The following is a 20,765-nucleotide window of genomic DNA, read 5'->3' as shown; positions in this document are numbered from 1 at the left end:
TTCAATTCTTATTCCCGGGCAGCGCGACCTCGCTCGAACTCTCGCCGCCTTTCGGCAGGGAGCGCCGCTGGTCCAGGAGGCGTGAAAGCACGGTTCGTTTTCTCTTGCGTGGAACGAGGTCGATATCGCTGACGAGCTTTGCGCCGCCCTCGCGCCGCTCCAGTGTGATCTTGCGGCTATGGAAGGCTTCCAGCTCGGCGCGATGCCCGACACTGACGATGGTGACTTTGGGCAATTCCCGGATCACCATCTCCATCATCCTGTCCTGGCTCTTCTCGTCGAGAGCCGACGTTGCTTCATCGAGCACGATGATATCGGGATTGTGCAGGAGGAGGCGCGCAAAGGCGAGCCGCTGCTTTTCGCCTCCCGACAAGGTCTGATCCCATGGCGCCTCTTCCTCGAGTTTCTCGCAGAGATAATCGAGCCCCACCTTGTCGAGCGCCGCCTTGATCTCATCCAGCGTCCAGCCATCGGCAGCATTGGGATAGGCGACGGCGCGGCGAAGCGTGCCCGAGGGGATGTAGGGCCGCTGCGGCAACATGAACAACCGTCTGTCGGCGTGGAAATCGACGCTGCCGTGACCCCACGGCCAAAGCCCTGAGATCGCCCGCACCAGCGTGCTCTTGCCCGAGCCGGATTCGCCTGATACCAGCACCCGCTCGCCGGGTTCGATCTCCACTTGGGTTTCCGTGACCACGGCGGTTCCGTCATCGAGCGAGACGGCGAGATCGTTGAGGCTGAGCATCGCCTCGCCTTCGGTTTCACCATGCTTGATGCGTCCGAGCGAGTCGCTCTGTTCGGCACGCTCCAGCCCGTCGAGCGACATCATCAGCGACGCGACGCGCCGCGCGCAGGCGTTCCAGTCGGCAAGACGCGGATAATTGTCAACCAGCCATCCGAAGGCGGTCTGGACGATGGCGAAGGCCGACGCTGCCTGCATGACCTCACCCAGCGACATGCTGCCTTCCAGAAATTTTGGTGCGCAAAGCAGGAGCGGCACGACAGGCGCAATCAGCATCGACCCATGCGACACAAACGTCGTGCGCATGTGCTGGCGGGCAAGCAGCGCCCATTGTCTCAGCACGTTGCCGAAGGTCTTGTCGAGGTCATTGCGCTCCTCCTCCTCGCCGCCGAGAAGCGCGATGCTCTCGCCGTTTTCCCGCACATGCGTCAGCGTGTAGCGAAATTCGGCCTCTACCTGATTCTTGACCTCGGAGACCTGCACAAAATGGCGGCCGATCACCGCGATCACGCTGGAGGTGATCACCGCATAGAGGACCGCTGTAACGACGAGAAAGCCGGGAATGGTGACGGTCAACCCTCCGATCGGCAGGGTCAAGGCTCCGCCAATCGTCCACAGCACCACGATGAAGGTCGAGGCCGACAGGAAAGCGGAAATGACACCAGCGATGAAATCGACAGGGGCTTCCGTAGCAATCCGCAAATCCTCCGAGATGCGCGCCTCGGGGTTCTTGTGGTCGCCGCCGATGAGGTTCAGCTGATAATATCGGCCGTTTGCAAGCCAGCGCGCGATGACCGCGGTCGCGAGCCAGGAACGCCACCGGCGCTGGATCATCATGCGAACATAGACTTGTGCGGTGACCAGGATGACGCTTCCGAGCACGAGCGGCACGAACACGCCGCTGAGGTAAAAGACAGTCCCGGCATCGTGTCGCTCTATGGCGTCGAAGATCCCCCGGTTCCAGCGATTGATGCCGTACTGGAAGCCGACATTCATGCAGATCATCGCCAACAGCCCGATCGAGAAGGGCCAAGCGAACTTGTCGCCACCGCTGCCCCAGTAACGGCGCGCGCTGATCCAGAAACGCTTGAGCAGATACCGCTTGCGCGCCTCCTCGGCCTCCTCAGGCGTCAACTCCGGATCGGGTTCAATGATATTGGGCGGCGGCCCGACCTCAACAGTCGATGCCCTCTCTTGGCGTGTCTTGTCGGCACCGTGCGGTTCGTCGGTGCCGTCGACCGATGTCGGATTGCGTTTAGCGTCGGCCATAAGCGCGATAACGGCTTACACGTCGAAATGTTTCATGAGGGCTGCCATCCGCCCTATCGAAAACATCTGCTCCTCACTCTAACCCTCTCCCCGTAAAAAACGGAGAGAGGGGACGTGCCCTGCGAGAGGTGGGCGGGAAACGGAGAGGGTGCGGCCCCCTTCCCCCAGCCAGCATTTTGAATCTGATTTGCACCCCTTGGAAATCCCTTCGATTCAAGACAAGATCATCCCGCTCTAGTGTCTGGGGAAATCCTGATGGAAAACCACGAGCCGTTTTTGCGCGAGGCGATTGCGCTCTCGAAATCCGCGGTGGAAAACGGCAACGAACCGTTTGGCTCGCTGCTGGCGAAGGACGGCGAAGTCATCCTGCGCGCCGAAAACAGCGTCTTCACCGGCCACGATATGACGAACCACGCCGAGATGAACCTGGTCAAACTGGCGGCGCGACACTACGACACAGCGTTTCTCGCTGACTGCACGCTCTACACCAGCACGGAGCCGTGCGCGATGTGCTCCGGGGCGATTTACTGGTCGGGCATCGGGCGGATGGTGTTTGCGTGCTCCGAAACGCGGCTTGGCGAGATCGCCGGGATCGGGTTGAACGTGCCGAGCCGGGCGGTGCTGCAAACCGGCGCACGCATCGTCACTGTGGTTGGCCCGGACCCGAACCTCGAAGACGAAGCCGCCGCAGTCCATCAGGAATTCTGGCCGAAGCATCTGGGCAAGGCATAGCCTCTTTCGTCCGAAATGCCGCTGGCGGGCACACCGAGGCGGTGCCCGGAGCTGCTCTCATCCGATCAGGCGGTTTCGGTGGCGATCTGCGGCAGGGATTGCAGCAGGGTCTGGCGGGCGGAGTGCAGATGCGCGCGGCAGGCGGCGTCGATCGCGGCCTGGTCGCCGGATTCCAGCGCTGCGATATAATCCAGATGTTCGTGGATGGCGCGCTCGTTGCGCTGGCGGGCGGCGGTCTTGTTCCACTGGTAGTGATAGTGGAAGACGATGGCGATCGCATCGTAGAAATCGGCGATGAAGCGGTTTTTCGAGGCGCGGTGGATCAGCAAGTGGAAGCGCTCGTCGAGGACGGAGAAATCCTTGAAGCGCTGGTTGATGTCATCAAGCATGGCGTGATGTTCGTCGCGGATGGCGGCAAGATCGGCCCAGCTCTGATTATCCCTTGGAAGCCGGCCGAATTCGGCTGCGGAATGCAGCTCGAACATCTCGCGCACATCGGCAAGCTCGAGCGCGAATTCGCGGGTGAACCCTTTGAGCGTCCAGTGGCTGTTCGGCCGTTTCTCGATGAGGCCGAAACGGGAGAAGCGGATCAGGAATTCGCGCACGCTGGTGGTGCCGGTGCCGATCTCGCGGGCAAGCTCCAGCTCGTTGATCTGCATGCCGGGTGCGGCATCATCGGCAAGGATGCGCTGCATGAAGCTGCGCTCGATGATATCATGCAGGGAGTCGGTTTCTTCGGAGGGAAAGAGGTCATGGTCTGTGGGTTGGCGCAGCACGATCTTCTGGCGCTTGTTCCAGCGGATGATGCCTTCTTCGCTGAGCCGCGTCAGGATGGCCCGCGCCGTCGAGCGGCTGACGCCGAGCTGGGCGGCGATCTCCGGCTCCGACGGCAGTGCGGTATCCGTGCGCAGGGCTACGGCATACCTGTTGTAGGCTTCCTTGAAGACCGTATTCTGCCTTGCCACCAGACCCCGCTTTCCGCCCTCGTGACCGTCGTGCCGCTTCAAAGCAGGGCAGAACAGACCGGGGCTTGTTCAAACGACCTTTAGCTTGATTCCGGTCGCCTGCGGCTCATTGCCTCCCTCGTCCACAGGATCAATATTCCCGTTGACTTGAAAATGTTTATTGTAGATAAAAAACAAAATCAATGCGCTTTCGCCGATGCAGCGAGCGTTTCCCAGGGAGAATAAATTGGACAAACTGCCTTGGATCATCCTTTCGGCCGGCGACAATGTCGCGGTCGCAACGGCGGCAATCGCGCCAGGTTCGACGGTTGCCGGCATTCAGACCCGTGAGAAGATCGACCCCGGCCACAAGGTGGCGATAGCGGATATTCCGCTTGGGTCACCCGTGGTGAAATACGGACAGGCGATCGGCCGCACGACGGCCGAGGTCAAGGCCGGCGACCATGTGCACAGCCACAACCTGCATTTCGAAAACGACCGGCTGGCGGCGACCGCCAATTCGGCGCCGGAAACGGCCACAGTCGATGACAAGGCGCGTACCTTCATGGGCTATCGCCGCGCCGACGGGCGGGCGGCGACTCGCAACTATATCGGCATCATCGCCAGCGTGAACTGTTCCACCACGGTCTGCCGGGCGATCGCCGACGAGGCGAACCGGACGATCCTGCCGCATTACGAGGGCATCGACGGTTTCGTGCCGATCGTGCACGACCAGGGCTGTGGCATGAGCTCGACCGGCGACGGCATGAACGTGCTGCACCGGACACTGGCCGGCTACACCAGACACGTGAATTTCGGCGGTGTGCTGATGATCGGCCTCGGCTGCGAGGTCAACCAGCTGACGCTCTACGGCCAGAGCGGCGCCGGCGCCTCGAAGCGGCATTTCAACATTCAGGATGCCGGCGGTTCGCGCCGCGCGGTCGAGCGCGCCATGGGCATGCTGCGCGAAATCGCCGCCGATGTCGGCAAGGAAAAGCGCGTGCCGATGTCGATCGGCGAGATCATCATCGGCCTACAATGCGGCGGCTCGGACGGCTTTTCCGGCATCACCGCCAATCCGGCGCTGGGTGTCGCAGCCGATCTGCTGGCGGCGGCCGGCGGCACGGCGATCCTGTCGGAAACCTCGGAAATCTATGGTGCGGAGCACCTTTTGCGCAGCCGCGCCGTCAGCGACGAGGTGGCAAAGAAGCTCGACGACAAGATCGCCTGGTGGGAAGATTACGTCGCCCTGCACGGCGCCTCGCTCGACAACAACCCGTCACCGGGCAACAAACGCGGTGGTCTCACAACCATCCTTGAAAAGTCGCTCGGCGCCGTCGCCAAGGGCGGTCGTTCACCGCTGACGGCGGTCTATGGTTATGCCGAGCGGGTCACGGCCCCCGGCCTCGTCTTCATGGACACGCCCGGCTACGATCCGGTCTCGGCGACCGGCCAGGTGGCCGGCGGAGCAAACATGATCGCCTTTACCACAGGCCGCGGCAGCTGCTTCGGCTGTCGGCCGGCGCCGTCGCTGAAGCTTTCCAGCAATTCGGCGCTCTATGCCTCGATGGAAGAGGATATGGACATCGATTGCGGCACGATCGCCACCGGCGATGCCACGATCAGCGGCAAGGGCCGCGAGATCTTCGATCTCATCGTCGATACGGCCTCGGGCAAGAAGACCAAGAGCGAGCTCTTCGGTTACGGCGACAATGAATTCGTGCCGTGGCATCTCGGTGCAACGCTCTGACATCTGGGCGCGACGCTTTAAATAGTCAGTTCTTTAAATAGGCAGTTGTTCGCGAGGAGGCGTGATGAAGACGAGACGGATCGGCAAGACCAAGCTGGAGGTGACCGAAATCAGTTTCGGTGCCGCCGCCCTCGGCGGCCTCTACCGCGCCTGCCCGCGCGAGGTGGCGATGGACACGCTGCAGGCAGCCTGGGACAGCGGCATCCGCTATTTCGACGTGGCGCCCTGGTATGGGCTCGGCCTTGCCGAACGGCGGGTCGGCGATTTTCTGCGCGACCAGCCGGATGGCAGTTACGTGCTTTCCACCAAGGTCGGCCGGCTGCTTCGGCCGGTGCCGACCGGCACCGTGCCTGATTACAGCTATGTCGACCCGCTCTCCTTCGATGCCGATTACGACTATTCCTATGACGGCATCATGCGCTCGGTCGAGTTCAGCTATGCCCGCCTCGGCCTCAACCGCATCGATATTCTCTATGTACACGATCTCGGCGTCTACACGCATGGCGCGGCGAAGAATGCGGTCCACCAGAAGCAGTTTCTCGATTCCGGCGTGAAGGCGCTGGAGGAACTGAAGTCGTCTGGCGCGATCTCCGCCTTCGGCCTCGGCGTCAACGAGGTGCCGGTCTGCCTCGACGTCATGCGCCATTCCGATCTCGACTGCATCCTGATGGCCGGCCGCTACACGCTGCTCGACCGCTCGGCCGTCGCCGAACTGCTGCCGCTTTGCCGGCAGAAGAGCACGTCGCTCGTCGTCGGCGGCGTCTTCAACTCCGGCATCCTCGCCACCGGCCCGGTACCGGGTTCGCATTTCGACTATATGCCGGCTGATGACGATGTGCTTGCCAAAGTCGGCGCGATGGAGGCGATCGCCAAACGCCACGGCGTGCCGCTGGCAGCGCCCGCCCTGCAGTTTCCGCTGCGCGAACCGATCGTCGCATCGGTGCTGATCGGCACGGCCAAGCCGTCGAGCCTGACGCGCAACATGGAGATCGTCGAGCCGCGGCTTGCCGACGCGATCTATGCCGAATTCGAACCCTATACGCTGGTCGCGCCGCCGCTCGGCGCCGAAGCTGTGCGAGTCTGAGGAGAGATTATGCTCAAGGGTATTCATCCGCTGCTTGGCCCCGACCTGCTTCATGCGCTGAAGACCATGGGACATGGCGACGACATCGTCATATCGGACGCCAATTTTCCCTCGGGCTCGATGGGCCCGCCGGTCATTCGCGCCGACGGCGTCAGCGCCACTGACATGGCCGCGGCCATCCTGACCCACATGCCGCTCGACACCTTCGTGCCGGAAGCGGCGTGGCGGATGGAGGTGGTCGGCGATCCCGATGCGATGCCGGAGGTCTGCACCGAATTCCAGCAGATCGTTTCCAAACACGCCGGCGATTTCCGCATCGTGCCGGTCGAGCGTTTTGCGTTTTACGCGATGGCCCGCAAGGCCACCTACATCGTCGCGACGACGGAATTCCGGCTGTACGGCAACCTGATTTTGAAAAAGGGCGTCGTCCATCCGCACGAGATCGACATGGCCTGATCCCTATTTTAGGGTATCGTTGTATTGGAATGAAATCAGTTGCTTGGTGGGAGTTTGCCGAAGAAAAAAAGCCTGTTTGGCGCTCTTGCAATTTGATTGCGCCTCGGCTAGCTTCACCTGGCAAATGTTTTTTATCGATAAAAATCGTCCGCCTGCGTTCAGCGGTCGATTTATTCGGAGGAGAACGCACCCTGAGAGGAGAACCCTTATGAGTTTCGTGAAATCCCTTCTGTCCCGCCGCGCCTTTACCGCGCTTGCGGGTGCCGCAGTCATCGCCACGGCGATGCCGGCGCCGTCGTTTGCAGCCGACGTGACGATCCCGATCATCGTCAAGGACACGACGTCCTTCTACTGGCAGATCGTTCTGGCCGGCGCCCGCAAGGCCGGCAAGGATCTCGGCGTCAATGTGCCGGAACTCGGCGCTCAGGCCGAATCCGACGTCAACGGCCAGATCAGCATTCTTGAGAACGCCGTTGCCGGCAAGCCGGCCGCTGTCGTCATTTCGCCGACCGAATTCAAGGCGCTCGGCAAGCCGATCGATGAAGCGGCCAAGTCGGTTCCGATCATCGGCATCGACTCAGGCGCCGACTCCAAGGCGTTCAAGTCGTTCCTGACGACCGACAACGTTCAGGGCGGCCGCATTGCCGCTGACGGTCTGGCTGCCGCCATCAAGGGCGCCACCGGCAAGGAAGAGGGCGAAGTCGTCATCCTCACCAACCTTCCGGGCGTCGGCTCGCTGGAACAGCGCCGCGAAGGCTTCCTGGATCAGGTGAAGACCAAGTATCCGGGCCTGAAGGTCATTGCCGACAAGTACGGCGACGGCCAGGCAACGACCGGCCTCAACATGATGACCGACCTGATCACGGCAAACCCGAACCTCGTCGGCATCTTCGCCTCGAACCTGATCATGGCGCAGGGCGTTGGCCAGGCGATTGCCGAAAACAAGCTCGGCGAGAAGATCAAGGTCATCGGCTTTGACAGCGACGACAAGACGGTCGGCTTCCTCAAGGATGGTGCGATTGCCGGCCTCGTCGTTCAGGACCCCTACCGCATGGGTTATGACGGCGTGAAGACCGCGCTTGCCGTCTCCAAGGGCGAGAAGGTCGAAGAGAATGTCGACACCGGTGCAAACCTCGTCACCAAGGCTAATATGGCCGACCCGAAGATCGACGCGCTGCTGAACCCGAAGATCAAGTAATAACGACAGACAAGCCGCGCCGGCTTCAAAAACCGGCGCGGCTTTTTCCATCCGTGCTATGTTTTGCGGGGGATGGAGAGCAGACGCGACACAAGGAGGAGAGGTCCCATGATCGGACTGGAAGAGGTCAGTCATCGCCATGATGACAGTGCGACGCTGAAAGAAGCCAATCGAATTCCCGCCGGATCGCCTATCCTCGAACTCAAGGGCCTGCAGAAGAATTACGGTCATGTGCAGGCGCTGAAGCCAGCGACGCTGACCTTTCTCGCCGGCGAAATCCACGCCATCGTCGGTGAAAACGGCGCCGGCAAATCCACCCTCATCAAATTGCTGACCGGCGTCATCACCCGCACCGCCGGCGAAGTGCTGTGGTGCGGCCAGCCGGTGGGGCTGGCGACGCCGAACGAGGCGATCGCCCGCGGCATCAACGCCGTGCACCAGGAAGTCGTGCTCTGCCGGCACCTGACGGTCGCCGCCAATCTCTTCCTCGGCGATGAAGTCAACCGCTTCGGCCTGATGCGCAAGAAGCAGATGGAGAAGATGGCGCAGGCCGTGCTCGACGATCTCGGCTTCGGCCTGCCGGCCGGTGCGCTGTTGAGCTCGCTGACCATCGGCCAGCAGCAGCTGGTGGCCACGGCGCGCGCAGCGATGCGCGGCACGCAATTCCTGATCTTCGACGAACCGACTGCCTATCTCACCCGCCAGGAATCGGCGCAGCTCTTCAAGCTGATCCGCCGGCTGCAGGGCGAAGGCGTCACCATCGTCTATATCAGCCACCGCATGGAGGAAGTCTTCGAGCTTGCCGACCGTGTCTCCGTGCTGCGCGACGGCACGCATGTCGGCACGCGCCTGATCGGCGAGACCAACGATGCCGAACTGATCTCGCTGATGATCAACCGCTCGATCGAACAGATCTACCACAAGGAAAAGATTGCGATCGGCGAGACGATCCTCACGGTCAACGGCCTCTCCGGCCCGGGCTTCGAAGATGTGTCGCTCAGCATCAAGGCGGGACAGATCGTCGGCCTCTACGGCCTGATCGGCGCCGGGCGCAGCGAATTCGCGCTCGGGCTCTACGGCCGCCAGCCGACGACATCCGGCGATGTCGAATGGATGGGCAAGCCTGTCAACATCCGCAACGAACGCACGGCGATGGAGCTCGGCATTGCGCTGGCGCCGGAAAGCCGGCGCGACCAGGGGCTTTGCCTCAACCTGCCGATCGGCCTCAACATCAACCTGCCGGTGTTCGGGCGGCTGAGCCACGGGCCGGTGATCAATCACACGCGCGAATCGGCCAATGCCGACCAGCAGATCCGCAATCTCAGCATCAAGACGCCGAGCCGGCGCGTTCCGGCCTCCAGCATGTCGGGCGGCAACCAGCAGAAGATCGTTATCGGCAAGTGGCTGAGCCATGGCGCCCGGCTTTTCATCTTCGACGAGCCGACAGTCGGCGTCGACGTCGGCACCAAGGCGGAAATCTACCGGCTGTTCGCCAAGCTTCTGAAGGACGGCGCCGGCATCATCCTGATCTCCTCCTATCTGCCCGAGGTCTACGAACTGGCCGACCGGCTGCACGTCTTCCGCGCCGGCAAAATCGTCGCGAGCCATGATTATCACGCGGCGACGCATGAAGAAGTGCTCAGCGAAGCGATCGGCGTCTGAGCCAAAAGAATAAGAGGGAGAAAATTCATGACTGCCACCCCCACCGAAATAATCGCGCCGCCGCCGCGCCGGAAAATGAACATCCTGTTCGGCCTGACGCTGATCGGCCTGCTGATCTTCCTCTGGATCGTGCTCGGCGTCGTTACCCCGAGCTTCTGGACGCCGCTCAATATCTCCAACCTGCTGCGTCAAGGTGCGATGACGGCGATCCTGGCGCTAGGCCAGACCTTCGTCATCATCACCGCCGGCATCGACCTTTCGGTCGGCGCCATCGTCGGCTTTTGCACCGTGATCATCGCCTGGCTGCTGCAGGCGGGCGTGCCGGTCTGGGGGGCGATCGCGCTGACGCTGCTCATGGGTGTGGCGATCGGCGCCTTCCATGGCTTCGGCATCGTCCATATGGGCCTGCCGCCGTTCATCATCACGCTGGCAACCCTGACATCGCTGCGCGGCATCGGCCTGCTGATTACCAACGGTTCGACGATCAACATCACCAATGAGGGTTTCAGCAATTTCGCCCGCGCCGATCTGCTCAGTATTCCGAGCCTGTTCTGGATGGTCATCCTGGTGGCGGTCCCCTCCTTCATCTTCCTGCATCTGAGCCGTTGGGGCCGCTATCTCTTCGCGGTCGGTTCGAACGCCGAGGCGGCGCGCCTTTCCGGCGTCAACGTCAAGGGCATGATCTACCTCGCCTATATCCTGTCCGCCTCCTTCGCCGCCTTCGTCGGCGTGCTGCTTGCCTCGCGCATCGCCATCGGCAATGCGACGCAGGCCGACGGCTGGGAACTTCAGGCGATCGCCTCCTCCGTCATCGGCGGCACCAGCCTGTTCGGCGCGGTCGGCTCGGTGCACGGCCCGCTGATCGGCGCCTTCATTCTCGCCACCATCAACAACGGCGCGAACCTTCTGAACGTCAACTCCTTCTGGCAGCGCATCATTACCGGTCTGCTGATCATCGTGATCGTGTTCTTCGACCAGCTGCGCCGCCGCCGGAGCAATTGAGAGGCAAGCAAGTGATCGCCGCCGGCCCCTCATCCGGCTGCCGCCACCTTCTCCCCGTTTTGACGGGGAGAAGGGGATATGCCGCAAACCTCTCCGTCCCTCGCCAGCATCCCGATTGGCACGTCCCCTCTCCCCGTTTTTTACGGGGAGAGGGCTAGGGTGAGGGGCAGATGTTTTCGATACGGCGCCACATCGGCGCGAGCCGGCCAGACAAACCGGCTTCCTCCTTTCGAAGAATGTGAGACCCGTCATGAAAGCAGTTCTTTGCCGGGAGCCCGGCGTGCTCGATATCGTCGAGCGTCCTTCGCCAGCGGCTCCCGCCGCCGGCTGGGTGCGGCTTGCCGTCAGCCATGTCGGCATCTGCGGCACCGACTACCACATCTTCGAGGGCAAGCATCCCTTCCTCGAATATCCCAGGGTGATGGGGCACGAGATCTCGGCAACGGTGCTGGAAGCCGGCGATGGTGTGACTATCGCGGTCGGCACGCCTGTTATCGTCAATCCCTATCTCTCCTGCGGGCAATGTATCGCCTGCCGTCAGGGCAAGCCGAATTGCTGCACCAACATCAAGGTGCTCGGCGTCCATACCGACGGCGCCTTCTGCGAGGAGATTTCGGTTCCGGCCGACAACCTCTATGTCGCCAAGGGCTTAAGCCTCGAGGCGGCGGCGACGACCGAGTTCCTGGCGATCGGCGCGCATGCGGTCCGCCGCTCGATGACCGGTGCCGGAGCGCGGGCGCTCGTCATCGGCGCCGGGCCGATCGGGCTTGGAGCAGCGATCTTCTCGCGCATCGCAGGCCATGAGGTAACACTGCTCGATACCAGCGCCGAGCGGCTGCAGATGGCATCCGAGCGTTTCGGCTTCACCTCCGGCATCATTGCCAACGAGCAAACGGCTGACGCCGGTCGTGACAAGACCAACGGCGACGGTTTCGACGTGGTCTTCGATGCGACGGGTTACGGCCCTTCGATGGAGAAGGCCTTCTCCTTCGTTGCCCATGGCGGCGCACTGGTGCTGGTCAGCGTCGTCAAGGACGATATCCGCTTCTCCGATCCGGAATTCCACAAGCGCGAGATGATGGTGATCGGCAGCCGCAACGCCACCCGCGTCGATTTCGAGCATGTCGCGGATTCGATCGCCAAAGGGCTGGTGCCGGTGGACAAACTCATCACCCACCGCACGACGCTTGCCGATGCACCGCGCGATCTCGCGCGCTGGGCGCATGAGAAGAACGGCCTGATCAAGGCGGTGATCCGCATCGGTGCTTAGGGCAATCCCGAGGTACGAGGTCGTATCGCGATTGCCTTGAACGCTTCCGGCAAATCCCGCCGGGAGCCGTTGCCCCGTACCGCATAATTCAAAGTGTTACAGCGTCCTTTGCGCGTCTGAAAAGGCGCGCGGCGCTGTGGTCTTTCCACGAGACGTTCTGACGGGGCGCCCGCCAACAACGCGGTTCCGACTCGAACCGGCGCCCGCGATTTCGCGCAACATTTCTCAATCAAAAAGCACACAGACGAAAACGGAAGTGTCCATAAGTGGGGCCCGCCGGATACTCGGCAGATGTTCATCAATTGAGTGATGGAAAGGGTCGGGCGATGAAAATGCGAATTGCTTCCTTGGCAATGGCAGCTGCGCTGACAATGCCGCTTGTGATGCCGGCCCGCGCGCAGGTGGTCATCCAGGAAGGCCAGGGATCGCAGTTCTATGCCGATCCTGACGATAACCAGACGGAAACGGATTTTCTGCAGCGATGGAACCGCCACCACGACCAGCGAAGCGGATGGCGCTCGGGTCGGGACAATTTCGGGCCGGACGATGCGGTTCGCCTCCTCGAACGGCGTGGTTATCGCGTCAGAGATGTGAAGGACGTGGGTGAACGATATCTGATCAGGGCATGGCGAGACGGGGACGATCTCCTCGTCAGCGTATCGCGCAGGGGTGAGATCATGGGCGTCGTGCACGACCGCGAGTGATGGGTCGCTTGGGCTCTGTTCAAGAACCGGGTGTCTGGTTCGCGCCACTCGTCCCGACCCGTCCTTTGGACCCCCCGTAAAAACGGGGAGAGGGGACATGCCCCGTGAGGGGTACGAGGGGAACGGAGAGGTCGCGGCATCCCCTCTTCTCCCCAGCGGGGAGAAGGTGGCCCGAAGGGTCGGATGAGCATCTGTGTTTGGTGTCAAGGTGGATTTGGTGTCCAGATACGGTTTTTAGTGATGAGGGTATTTGCGAGCACGATGAGCTTTCGCATGACGGCGACGAGGACGACCTTGTTGGGTTTCCCGGCCTTCTTCAGTCTTTCGGCGAAGTGCGCGAGGTCGGGGTTGTGACGGGAGGCGGACAGGGCAGCCATGTAGATGGCGTTCCTGGGTGCGGGGCGTCCGCCCCTGATGGCGCGATGTCCGGCCCGCTCGCCACTTTCGCAGGCGAGCGGCGCAAGGCCAGCCAGCATGGCCGCCTGCTTGCCGGAGCAGGCGCCAAGTTCGCAAAGGCCAGCGATCAGGCTTGCGGCGGTGACGGCACCGATGCCGGGAATGGAGATGAGGATGTCGAGGCGGCGGCGCATCTCGGGCTCGGCGCCGATGCTGCGCTCGATCTCGGCATCCAGTCTTGCGATATGGGTATCGAGCGCGGCAAGCCGGCGCGTCAGTTCCTTGCGCAGGAAGGCGGTCACGGCCGTCTTCATCCGGTTGGACAGGGCGGTGCGTTCGCCGTTGGCCGCAGATCGCGCATTGACCAGTTCCTGCAGGGCTTCCAGCGCTTGGTCCTGCGGTGGGGTCTGTGCGGGCTTGAGGGCTTCTCCCATGATGGCCAAAAGCCGCGCATCGAGCCGATCGGTCTTGGCGAGAAAGCCGCAAGCTTTGGCAAACAGCCGGGCGCGCAACGGATCGACGACCGACACGTAAAAGCCATCGGCATGCCGAGAACGCTGAACGGCGCGATGCCACTTGCCGGTCGCTTCCATGACGATGTGCAGCGCCGAGGGCGGCATCTGGTCAAGCGCATCGAGCTCCCGCTTGAGGCGGCGCAGACCGGCCGTGTCATTGGTCACCCGAAAACTGCGGCCGAGAGGATGCAAATGAATGTCCAGCCACTCTTTACAGACATCGATACCGACATAAACTGTCGCCATCGCGGTGCGTTCGGACGATACCTTGCCTTGCATACGGGACCTGCTCCCCACTATCTGTTCAGGACAAACGCGAAGGACGGGCGGACCAGGCTCATCCCCGGTTCAAGCCAAGGGGGTTACGGTCCCGCCCGTCCGACCCCTGGGGGATGGCCATCCCCCAGGGGTCGCACCCATCATCAAACAATGAATGCAGTTTGAACATGCAAGGGGGCCACACGGCACGTTCTTCACGTAAAACCCATTCCGCCAAGCCGATGGCAAGCGCCTGAACACGGTCGTCCGATGCCGGCACGCTCGAAGTCCGCATAGGCGTTGTTGAAAAGACCGGCTTCGCCGGCCCCCTCATCCGCCCTACGGGCACCTTCTCCCCGCTGGGGAGAAGAGGGAATCGAGATGTTACGGCGTATCCCTTCTCCCGCAGTCGGGCTAACCCGCCGCCTCGATCGCCCTACGCATCTGCCTGACGACGGCGACGTCCGTCTTGTTCGTGCTTTTCGCCTCGAAACCAAAAGCAATGGCGCGCGGATCGGCGCTTTCGACGGGCGAACTGCAGGAGCCGTGGACCTCACGGGCGCCGGTCGCCTGCAGGATCTCGCCGACATTTGCCGGGCGGATGCCGCTGCCCGGCATGATGGCGATCCGGCCGGCGGCCTTTGCCGAAATGCGCTTCAGCGTGTCGATACCGTCGGCCGCCTTCAGCGCGCAGCCGGAGGTCAAGATGCGTTCGCAACCGAGCTCGACCGCCTGCTCCAGCGCCCGATCGGCATCCGGCACCAGATCGAAAGCGCGATGCAGCGTCGAGCCGAGGCCCGCGGCATGCGCCTTCAACCGGTGGATCAACGGCATGTCGAGCGTACCATCCTGCCGGTTGGCGCCGATGACGACACCGGCAAGGCCAGCAGCGCGCACGGCATCGATATCGATCATCATCGCTTCCTCGTCGACCCCGTCGAAGATGAAAGGCCCCGCATGAGGGCGGATCATCGCATAGACCGGAACGGGCGCCCGGGCGGCGATCCGCATCAGGCTCGGCAGCGGCGTCAGGCCGCCGAGTTCCAGCGCCGAGCAGAGCTCGATGCGCCCGGCCCCACCTTCGATCGCGGCGGCGAGGCCCTCGGCGCTGTCCACGCATACCTCAAGCAAGATCGTCACGCTGCAGTCTCCCTGGCTCCGGCATCCGCCGGCCTTATGGCTCGTGCGACGGATTCCGAGGTAATTCTCGCCGCCGCCTCGATGATGACAGTGCAGGCATCGGCGGCGGCTTTGCGATGGTTGAAGGCGACGTGATAGGACATCGGCAGATGCTCGTCGAGATCGACGATGCGCACCTTGTCGGCGATCGGCATGGCGCTGACCCGGCCGAGGAAAGAGACGTAACCGTGATTGGCGACGAGATCGACGATGACGGGCAGCGAATCTGCCGCGGTGATATCCTGGCCGCGCCGGCGCCGGTTGGGCGCGCGCTCATAGCTGAAGGCCATGGCCGCATGGCCGAGGCCGGTGCGCGGGCTCGGCATGCAGATCGCGTGGCCGGCGACGAGATCGGCGACACTGGTCTCGGTACTATCCGGCGGCGCGATCACCACCATATCGGTCTGCAGCAATTCGCGATGCCGGAAGCTTTCGAGGCCGAAGACCGAATCCAGGATTGCGACATCGATGCGGCCGTTCTTCAGCGCCTCGCGCAGATCGTCGGCGGTCATCGACACCAGCGAGATCGCATTGTTGTTGCGGCGCGCATTCCATTCGGAGACCAACGACCCCAGGCAGCGTGCCACCCAGCTTTCCGAACCGGTCGGAATGATCGAGCCGATGCGCAGCGACCGGGCGGTGCGCCGATAACGCTCGTCGGCCGACGATTTGAGATCGTTCCACGCCTGGCTGATCGCCATGAAGATCTGGTAGGCGCGCCTGCCCTCCTCCGTCAGCACCGATCCCTGCGCCTGCCGCTCGAACAGGCGGTGCCTCAGAAATTTCTCAAGATTGGCAAGCTGAAGCGAAAGCTGCGGCTGACCGAGGCGAAGACGGCGGGCGGCCCGGTTGATGCTGCCCTGATCGGCAACTTCGAGAAAACGCTCCATCGTGACGATCTTGACGGGAATGCGGGATGTCCAGGCCTCGTCGATCTCGGCGCCGGCGCCGTCGTGACCGGCCCATTGGCCGAGCTCACCGATCGCAGCCATGATCGGCTCCAGGCCTTCCAGCACCCTGCCGCTCGCAATCAGCGTCGCCAGCTCGCCGGAGGCGCGTTCCGTCAGCTTCATCGCCAGTTCGGTCTCAAGATTATGGATGGCCGTCGAGACGGTGGAGGGCGACAGCTGGAAGCGCCGCGCGGTCTCGCGGACCGAACCGGAGGTCAGGACATGGCTTGCGATGAACAGGGCACCAAGATGCAAACGGCCACCTCCGGAAAGTGCTGGAAAAACCGGACGATATGATGTGTTCATGAAAAAAGATATCCCTGCCTCCGGAGAGCCGGGCTATCGTTCGATCATAGAAAAATCCGGGCGGCGGGAATCCGCAACAGAGCCTGGGAATATCGTGGAAACACGCAAGGGGACAAAAACAAATCGCGACGGCCTTGGAAAAGGGAATGCCTTTCCGCGCGCGGAGATGCATTCGCCGCCATAATCGTGCCGCGACCGCAAATACTGGAGGGGGCTTGCATCGATTTTTCGGGCATGCACGCTATTTCCATCACGCACGCAATTCCGGCATGATGGCGGCCTCACCGCCTTCGCCGGCGGATTTCCTATGCGCAGGCCTCCCGCCCGGGGCTTGGGCCACTGCATAATTCCTTAAATCGGTATCGATTTAAGATAAAATTATGCAGCAATTCAAAGTGCTACAACGTCCTTGCACGTCTGAAAGACATGCGGCGCTGTAGGTCAACGGTTTTTGAAAAAGGGGACTTTCCATGCTGAAGAAACTCGCACTTGCCGTTTCGCTCTCCGCCTTCGCAGCGGGTGCGGCCCATGCCGCCGACATCGTCGTCTCGTCGAAGATCGACACGGAAGGCACGCTGCTCGGCAACGTCATCGCGCTCGCTCTCGAAGCGAACGGCATCAAGACGCAGGACCGCATCGCGCTTGGCGCGACGCCCGTCGTGCGCAAGGCGATCACCGCCGGCGAAATCGACATCTATCCCGAATATACCGGCAATGCCGGCTTCTTCTTCAACAAGGCCGATGACGCCGCCTGGAAAAACATCGACCAGGGATATGAGCTGGCGAAGAAGCTCGATTACGACGCCAACAAGATCGTCTGGCTGACGCCGTCGCCTGCTAATAACACCTGGGCGCTCGCCGTGCGCAGCGACGTCGCCGGCCCGAACAAGCTGAAGAGCCTCACCGACTTCGGCAAATGGGTTGCCGGCGGCGGTGCCGCCAAGCTTGCCGCCTCCGCCGAATTCGTCAATTCGGCCGGCGCGCTTCCCGCCTTCCAGACGACCTACGGCTTCCAGTTGAAGCCCGACCAGATGGTCGTTCTTTCCGGCGGCGACACGGCTGCAACGATCAAGGCGGCCGCCGACCAGACGAACGGCGTCAACACCGCCATGGTCTACGGCACCGACGGCGCCATCGAAGCGGCCGAACTTACCGTTCTCGAGGACGACAAGAACGTGCAGCAGGTCTATGCCCCGACGCCGATCATCCGCGAAGAGGTGCTGAAGGCCAATCCGAAGATCGAGGAAGTGCTCTCGCCGATCTTCAAGAGCCTGACTGCCGACGAATTGCGCAAGCTCAACGCCAAGATCCAGGTCGACGGCGAGCCGGCAAAGTCCGTCGCCGAAGCCTATCTCAAGGAAAAAGGCTTCCTGAAGTAGTCATTGCCCGCTCCGCCCGATTAAGGGCGGAGCTTTCTTTCCTGACAGGATTGGCTTTCCTGACAGGGTTGGCCAGACAGGATTGGGATTCATGGCAGAAACCTTAGCGGTCCGCAGGCTGGACCGGCTCGGCGTGGTTCTGGTGGCCGGCGGCATCGCGGCGACTGCACTGATGCCCTTCATCTACGTGAAGGCGAACCGCATCGCCGCCGGCAAGCCGATGCTGCTGATGCAGCTTCTTCCCCAGCCTTCCGTCATCATCCTGACCGCGCTTCTCCTTCTCACCGGCTTCGCCACGCTGTTCCTCACTAATGCGATCGCGCGGCTTGTCATCGCGACACTCTGTCTTGCGGCGCTAATCGTCGCGATCGGCTTCGTCTCGACGGCGGCAACGCCCCCCGGCAGCACGGTGGCGCGCATGACGCCCGGCGGCGGCTTCTGGGCGCTGTTTGCGGTGATCGGCCTCGTCATATCCGATGCGCTGGTGAAGATCCGGTTGGCGCCCTGGATGCGGATCGCAGCCCTGGCCGCCTATACGGCGCTGCTCTTCATCTCGCTCTCCTCCGGCCTGCTCGACAGCCTTTCGATCATGAAGGAATTCTCGACGCGGGCTCCGCAGTTCGAGACGGAGGCGACCTCGCATCTGCTCTTGGCGTTCGGCTCGCTTGCGATCGCCATTGTTCTCGGCCTGCCGCTCGGTATCCTCTGCTTCTGGGTGCCGAAGCTGCGCGCCATCGTGCTGCAGGGCCTCAGCCTCATCCAGACGATCCCAAGTCTGGCGCTCTTCGGCCTGCTGATGCTGCCGCTCGGCTATCTCGCCACCCATGTGCCGCTCGCCGCCGCGATCGGCATTCGCGGCATCGGCACGGCGCCTGCCTTGATTGCGCTGGTGCTCTATTCGCTGCTGCCAATCGTCGCCAATACCGTCGTCGGCCTGCAGGGCGTCGACCCCTCGGTGCGGGACGCTGCGGCCGGCATGGGGCTGACACGCTTGCAGATCCTGGCCGGCATCGACATGCCGCTCGCCTTTCCCGTCATCCTCACCGGCATCCGTATCGTGCTGGTGCAGGCGATCGGCATGGTGACGATCGCCGCGCTGATCGGCGGCGGCGGCTTCGGCATCTTCATCTTCCAGGGGCTCGGCCAGACGGCCATGGACCTCGTCCTGCTCGGCGCCGTGCCGACCGTCTTCTTCGCCTTCTCATCGGCCGTCATCCTCGATGCGGTCATCGAAAGCATCCGGGGATCTGCCGCATGACCATGATCGAGATCAGGAACGTCACCAAGCGCTACGGCACGGCCACCGTCGTCGACAACGTCTCGATGAGCGTCGAGAAGGGCGAGATCACCGTCATCGTCGGGACGTCGGGCTCCGGCAAATCGACGCTGATGCGGATGATCAACCGGCTGGTGCCGATCACCGAAGGCGAAATCTCAGTCGGCGGACAGAATGTGATGGACGTTGAGGTGACCGAGCTTCGCCGCAAGATCGGCTATGCCATCCAGGGGCACGGCCTGTTTCCACACCGGACCGTGGCGCAGAATATCGCCACCGTGCCGCAGCTTCTCGATTGGGATTCCACCCGCATCGCCAAACGCGTCGAGGAACTGCTCGGGCTTTTCAACCTCGATCCGGCAACATTTGCCGATAAATATCCGCATCAGCTCTCCGGCGGCCAGCAGCAGCGCGTCGGCGTCGCCCGGGCGCTGGCGGCCGAACCGGAGCTGCTGTTGATGGACGAGCCCTTCGGCGCGCTCGATCCGGTCATCCGCGGCAAGGCGCAGGACGATCTGCTGGCGATCCAGAAGCAGTTCGGCACGACGGTTATTCTCGTTACCCACGACATGGATGAGGCCTTCCATCTCGGCAACCAGATCGCGGTAATGAGCGAGGGCAGATTGCTGCAATGCTCGACGCCGGAAAAGATCCTCACCGAACCCGCCGATCCCTTCGTGCAGCAATTGACCGGCACCTCCGACCGGGCGCTGAAGCTGATGTCGCTGCTGCCGCTGAAGGAAAGCATGGAGCCGGCCAAGAACGGTCTTGCCTATGCCCTGCCGCAATCGCTCAGCCTGCGTGATGCGCTGGCCGAGATGATCTGGCAGGGGGTCGACGAGGCGGCGGTGCAGGATGCGCAAAAGGCGCCGGTTGGCTCGATCTCGATGACGCGGCTGCTCGAACTGGGCCGCAAGGCATGAAGCTCGTCGTCGCCAATCTCTTCCGCCTGGCGGCGCTGGCTTTGCTGCTCATCCTGCTGTTCAGGACGGAGTGGCTTTCCTTCATGCTGGTGCCGCTGACCAGCAATAATGCGCCTGCCGTCTATACACAGAACAGCCTTGCTTCACTGGCCGCCGGGCATCTGCAGCTGGTGATCGGCTCGATCGTCTGCAGCGCCGTGCTTGCCGTTATCGGCGGCATCTTCGTGACGCGGGAAAGCGGCGCTGACTTTCTGCCGCTGTCGCGCGCCATCGCCAATGCGGGGCAGACTTTCCCGCCGGTCGCAGTGCTGGCGCTCGCGGTTCCCGCGACCGGCTTCGGCGCCATGCCGACGCTGATCGCCCTCTTTCTCTACGGCCTGCTGCCGATCTTCGAAAACACCGTCGCCGGGCTGAAGCAGGTTTCGCCGCAGGTTCTCGATGCTGCCGACGGCATGGGCATGAACGGCACGCAGCGGCTGTTTCGCGTCGAGCTGCCGCTTGCCCTGCCGCTGATCCTCGAAGGGCTGAAGGTCGCGACCGTCATCAATATCGGCACGGCGACGATCGGCTCGACGGTTGCGGCCAAGGGTCTCGGCGAGGTCATCATCGCCGGGCTGATCTCCGACAATACCGCCTTCATCCTGCAGGGCGGCCTGATCGTCGGCCTGATGGCGGTGCTGATCTATGACGCCATGGGTCTGGTCGAAGCGGCGATTACGCGAAGAATCGGCTTGCGCGCGGCGTAAAAGGACGAGTACCAAGACTGCCGT

General features: G+C 62.6%; 19 protein-coding genes. 14 read left to right on the top strand and 5 right to left on the bottom strand.

All coding sequences use genetic code 11. The annotated features are described in order from the left end of the window. Nucleotide 1 precedes the first annotated feature (1 nt). Nucleotides 2-2,011, bottom strand: a complete 2,010-nt coding sequence (locus J3P73_RS02990) for an ABC transporter ATP-binding protein/permease (RefSeq protein ID WP_075226057.1) — start codon at nucleotides 2,009-2,011, stop codon at nucleotides 2-4. A gap of 255 nt (nucleotides 2,012-2,266) precedes the next feature. Here J3P73_RS02990 and J3P73_RS02985 point away from each other — a divergent pair, with 255 nt between their 5' ends. Then, complete coding sequence (locus tag J3P73_RS02985; protein ID WP_130680938.1) at nucleotides 2,267-2,743, top strand: nucleoside deaminase; 477 nt, start codon at nucleotides 2,267-2,269, stop codon at nucleotides 2,741-2,743. A 65-nt stretch (nucleotides 2,744-2,808) separates the two neighbouring features. On the opposite strand, the gene J3P73_RS02980 is transcribed toward J3P73_RS02985, so the two are convergent. Then, the gene (locus J3P73_RS02980) at nucleotides 2,809-3,708 is read right to left on the bottom strand and encodes a GntR family transcriptional regulator (RefSeq protein ID WP_018496522.1); all 900 of its coding nucleotides are present in this window, start codon (nucleotides 3,706-3,708) and stop codon (nucleotides 2,809-2,811) included. A 226-nt stretch (nucleotides 3,709-3,934) separates the two neighbouring features. Between J3P73_RS02980 and J3P73_RS02975 the strand changes: the two genes are divergently transcribed. The 8 genes from J3P73_RS02975 (at nucleotide 3,935) to J3P73_RS02940 (ending at nucleotide 12,813) form a co-directional block, all read left to right on the top strand. Then, on the top strand, nucleotides 3,935-5,437 hold the full coding sequence (locus tag J3P73_RS02975) for a UxaA family hydrolase (protein ID WP_018072378.1): 1,503 nt from the start codon (nucleotides 3,935-3,937) through the stop codon (nucleotides 5,435-5,437). A gap of 64 nt (nucleotides 5,438-5,501) precedes the next feature. Further along, complete coding sequence (locus J3P73_RS02970; protein WP_018072377.1) at nucleotides 5,502-6,521, top strand: aldo/keto reductase; 1,020 nt, start codon at nucleotides 5,502-5,504, stop codon at nucleotides 6,519-6,521. Nucleotides 6,522-6,530: 9 nt separating this feature from the next. After that, nucleotides 6,531-6,977 (top strand): RbsD/FucU family protein, encoded by a 447-nt coding sequence (locus J3P73_RS02965; protein WP_018072376.1) that lies wholly within the window; start codon nucleotides 6,531-6,533, stop codon nucleotides 6,975-6,977. A gap of 208 nt (nucleotides 6,978-7,185) precedes the next feature. Then, the gene (locus J3P73_RS02960) at nucleotides 7,186-8,175 is read left to right on the top strand and encodes an ABC transporter substrate-binding protein (protein ID WP_018072375.1); all 990 of its coding nucleotides are present in this window, start codon (nucleotides 7,186-7,188) and stop codon (nucleotides 8,173-8,175) included. Between the two features lie 108 nt (nucleotides 8,176-8,283). Continuing rightward, nucleotides 8,284-9,837, top strand: a complete 1,554-nt coding sequence (locus J3P73_RS02955; protein WP_130690712.1) for a sugar ABC transporter ATP-binding protein — start codon at nucleotides 8,284-8,286, stop codon at nucleotides 9,835-9,837. Nucleotides 9,838-9,864: 27 nt separating this feature from the next. Then, complete coding sequence (locus J3P73_RS02950; RefSeq protein WP_018072373.1) at nucleotides 9,865-10,839, top strand: ABC transporter permease; 975 nt, start codon at nucleotides 9,865-9,867, stop codon at nucleotides 10,837-10,839. A gap of 250 nt (nucleotides 10,840-11,089) precedes the next feature. Further along, the gene (locus tag J3P73_RS02945) at nucleotides 11,090-12,109 is read left to right on the top strand and encodes a zinc-binding alcohol dehydrogenase family protein (protein ID WP_130690710.1); all 1,020 of its coding nucleotides are present in this window, start codon (nucleotides 11,090-11,092) and stop codon (nucleotides 12,107-12,109) included. A 326-nt stretch (nucleotides 12,110-12,435) separates the two neighbouring features. After that, entirely contained in the window at nucleotides 12,436-12,813 is a 378-nt protein-coding gene (locus J3P73_RS02940) for a hypothetical protein (RefSeq protein WP_130687540.1), read from the top strand. Between the two features lie 203 nt (nucleotides 12,814-13,016). Here J3P73_RS02940 and J3P73_RS02935 read toward each other — a convergent pair whose 3' ends face one another. From J3P73_RS02935 to J3P73_RS02925, 3 genes are all read right to left on the bottom strand, one after another. Then, on the bottom strand, nucleotides 13,017-14,003 hold the full coding sequence (locus tag J3P73_RS02935) for an IS110 family RNA-guided transposase (RefSeq protein WP_207579748.1): 987 nt from the start codon (nucleotides 14,001-14,003) through the stop codon (nucleotides 13,017-13,019). A 393-nt stretch (nucleotides 14,004-14,396) separates the two neighbouring features. Then, nucleotides 14,397-15,122 carry a copper homeostasis protein CutC gene (locus J3P73_RS02930; protein WP_207579747.1) on the bottom strand — a complete coding sequence of 242 codons (726 nt, stop codon included), beginning with the start codon at nucleotides 15,120-15,122 and terminating at the stop codon, nucleotides 14,397-14,399. Beyond that, the gene (locus J3P73_RS02925; protein ID WP_130688618.1) at nucleotides 15,119-16,366 is read right to left on the bottom strand and encodes a LysR family transcriptional regulator; all 1,248 of its coding nucleotides are present in this window, start codon (nucleotides 16,364-16,366) and stop codon (nucleotides 15,119-15,121) included. Before J3P73_RS02925 ends, J3P73_RS02930 begins: the two co-directional genes overlap by 4 nt. Nucleotides 16,367-16,415: 49 nt before the next feature. On the opposite strand from J3P73_RS02925, the gene J3P73_RS02920 reads away from it, so the two are divergent. The 5 genes from J3P73_RS02920 to J3P73_RS02900 all read left to right on the top strand — a co-directional run bounded on the left by J3P73_RS02920 (nucleotide 16,416) and on the right by J3P73_RS02900 (nucleotide 20,741). Next, complete coding sequence (locus J3P73_RS02920; RefSeq protein WP_174827182.1) at nucleotides 16,416-16,601, top strand: acetyltransferase; 186 nt, start codon at nucleotides 16,416-16,418, stop codon at nucleotides 16,599-16,601. A gap of 286 nt (nucleotides 16,602-16,887) precedes the next feature. Further along, on the top strand, nucleotides 16,888-17,796 hold the full coding sequence (gene osmF / locus J3P73_RS02915) for a glycine betaine ABC transporter substrate-binding protein OsmF (protein WP_018072367.1): 909 nt from the start codon (nucleotides 16,888-16,890) through the stop codon (nucleotides 17,794-17,796). 91 nt (nucleotides 17,797-17,887) lie between these two features. Beyond that, the gene (locus J3P73_RS02910) at nucleotides 17,888-19,054 is read left to right on the top strand and encodes an ABC transporter permease (protein WP_207579746.1); all 1,167 of its coding nucleotides are present in this window, start codon (nucleotides 17,888-17,890) and stop codon (nucleotides 19,052-19,054) included. Further along, on the top strand, nucleotides 19,051-19,995 hold the full coding sequence (locus J3P73_RS02905) for an ABC transporter ATP-binding protein (protein WP_130680937.1): 945 nt from the start codon (nucleotides 19,051-19,053) through the stop codon (nucleotides 19,993-19,995). The genes J3P73_RS02910 and J3P73_RS02905 overlap by 4 nt, the downstream gene beginning before the upstream one ends. Then, a complete protein-coding gene (locus J3P73_RS02900; protein ID WP_027689542.1) occupies nucleotides 19,992-20,741 on the top strand; it encodes an ABC transporter permease in 750 nt (249 codons plus the stop codon). Before J3P73_RS02905 ends, J3P73_RS02900 begins: the two co-directional genes overlap by 4 nt. Nucleotides 20,742-20,765 lie beyond the last annotated feature (24 nt).

The sequence above is a fragment of the Rhizobium ruizarguesonis genome, from assembly GCF_017357285.1.
Classification (GTDB): domain Bacteria; phylum Pseudomonadota; class Alphaproteobacteria; order Rhizobiales; family Rhizobiaceae; genus Rhizobium; species Rhizobium ruizarguesonis.
The sequence above is the reverse complement of the archived record's forward strand: the minus strand, read 5'-3'. Positions and strand labels throughout refer to the sequence as shown.

Coding starts and splice junctions, on each gene's coding strand:
- J3P73_RS02965 (WP_018072376.1), top strand. CDS start 6,531: ATGCTCAAGGGTATTCATCCGCTGCTTGGCCCCGACCTGCTTCATGCG.
- J3P73_RS02905 (WP_130680937.1), top strand. CDS start 19,051: ATGACCATGATCGAGATCAGGAACGTCACCAAGCGCTACGGCACGGCC.
- J3P73_RS02950 (WP_018072373.1), top strand. CDS start 9,865: ATGACTGCCACCCCCACCGAAATAATCGCGCCGCCGCCGCGCCGGAAA.
- J3P73_RS02990 (WP_075226057.1), bottom strand. CDS start 2,011: ATGGCCGACGCTAAACGCAATCCGACATCGGTCGACGGCACCGACGAA.
- J3P73_RS02940 (WP_130687540.1), top strand. CDS start 12,436: ATGAAAATGCGAATTGCTTCCTTGGCAATGGCAGCTGCGCTGACAATG.
- J3P73_RS02960 (WP_018072375.1), top strand. CDS start 7,186: ATGAGTTTCGTGAAATCCCTTCTGTCCCGCCGCGCCTTTACCGCGCTT.
- osmF (WP_018072367.1), top strand. CDS start 16,888: ATGCTGAAGAAACTCGCACTTGCCGTTTCGCTCTCCGCCTTCGCAGCG.
- J3P73_RS02910 (WP_207579746.1), top strand. CDS start 17,888: ATGGCAGAAACCTTAGCGGTCCGCAGGCTGGACCGGCTCGGCGTGGTT.
- J3P73_RS02945 (WP_130690710.1), top strand. CDS start 11,090: ATGAAAGCAGTTCTTTGCCGGGAGCCCGGCGTGCTCGATATCGTCGAG.
- J3P73_RS02920 (WP_174827182.1), top strand. CDS start 16,416: ATGAAAAAAGATATCCCTGCCTCCGGAGAGCCGGGCTATCGTTCGATC.
- J3P73_RS02900 (WP_027689542.1), top strand. CDS start 19,992: ATGAAGCTCGTCGTCGCCAATCTCTTCCGCCTGGCGGCGCTGGCTTTG.
- J3P73_RS02970 (WP_018072377.1), top strand. CDS start 5,502: ATGAAGACGAGACGGATCGGCAAGACCAAGCTGGAGGTGACCGAAATC.
- J3P73_RS02985 (WP_130680938.1), top strand. CDS start 2,267: ATGGAAAACCACGAGCCGTTTTTGCGCGAGGCGATTGCGCTCTCGAAA.
- J3P73_RS02955 (WP_130690712.1), top strand. CDS start 8,284: ATGATCGGACTGGAAGAGGTCAGTCATCGCCATGATGACAGTGCGACG.
- J3P73_RS02935 (WP_207579748.1), bottom strand. CDS start 14,003: ATGCAAGGCAAGGTATCGTCCGAACGCACCGCGATGGCGACAGTTTAT.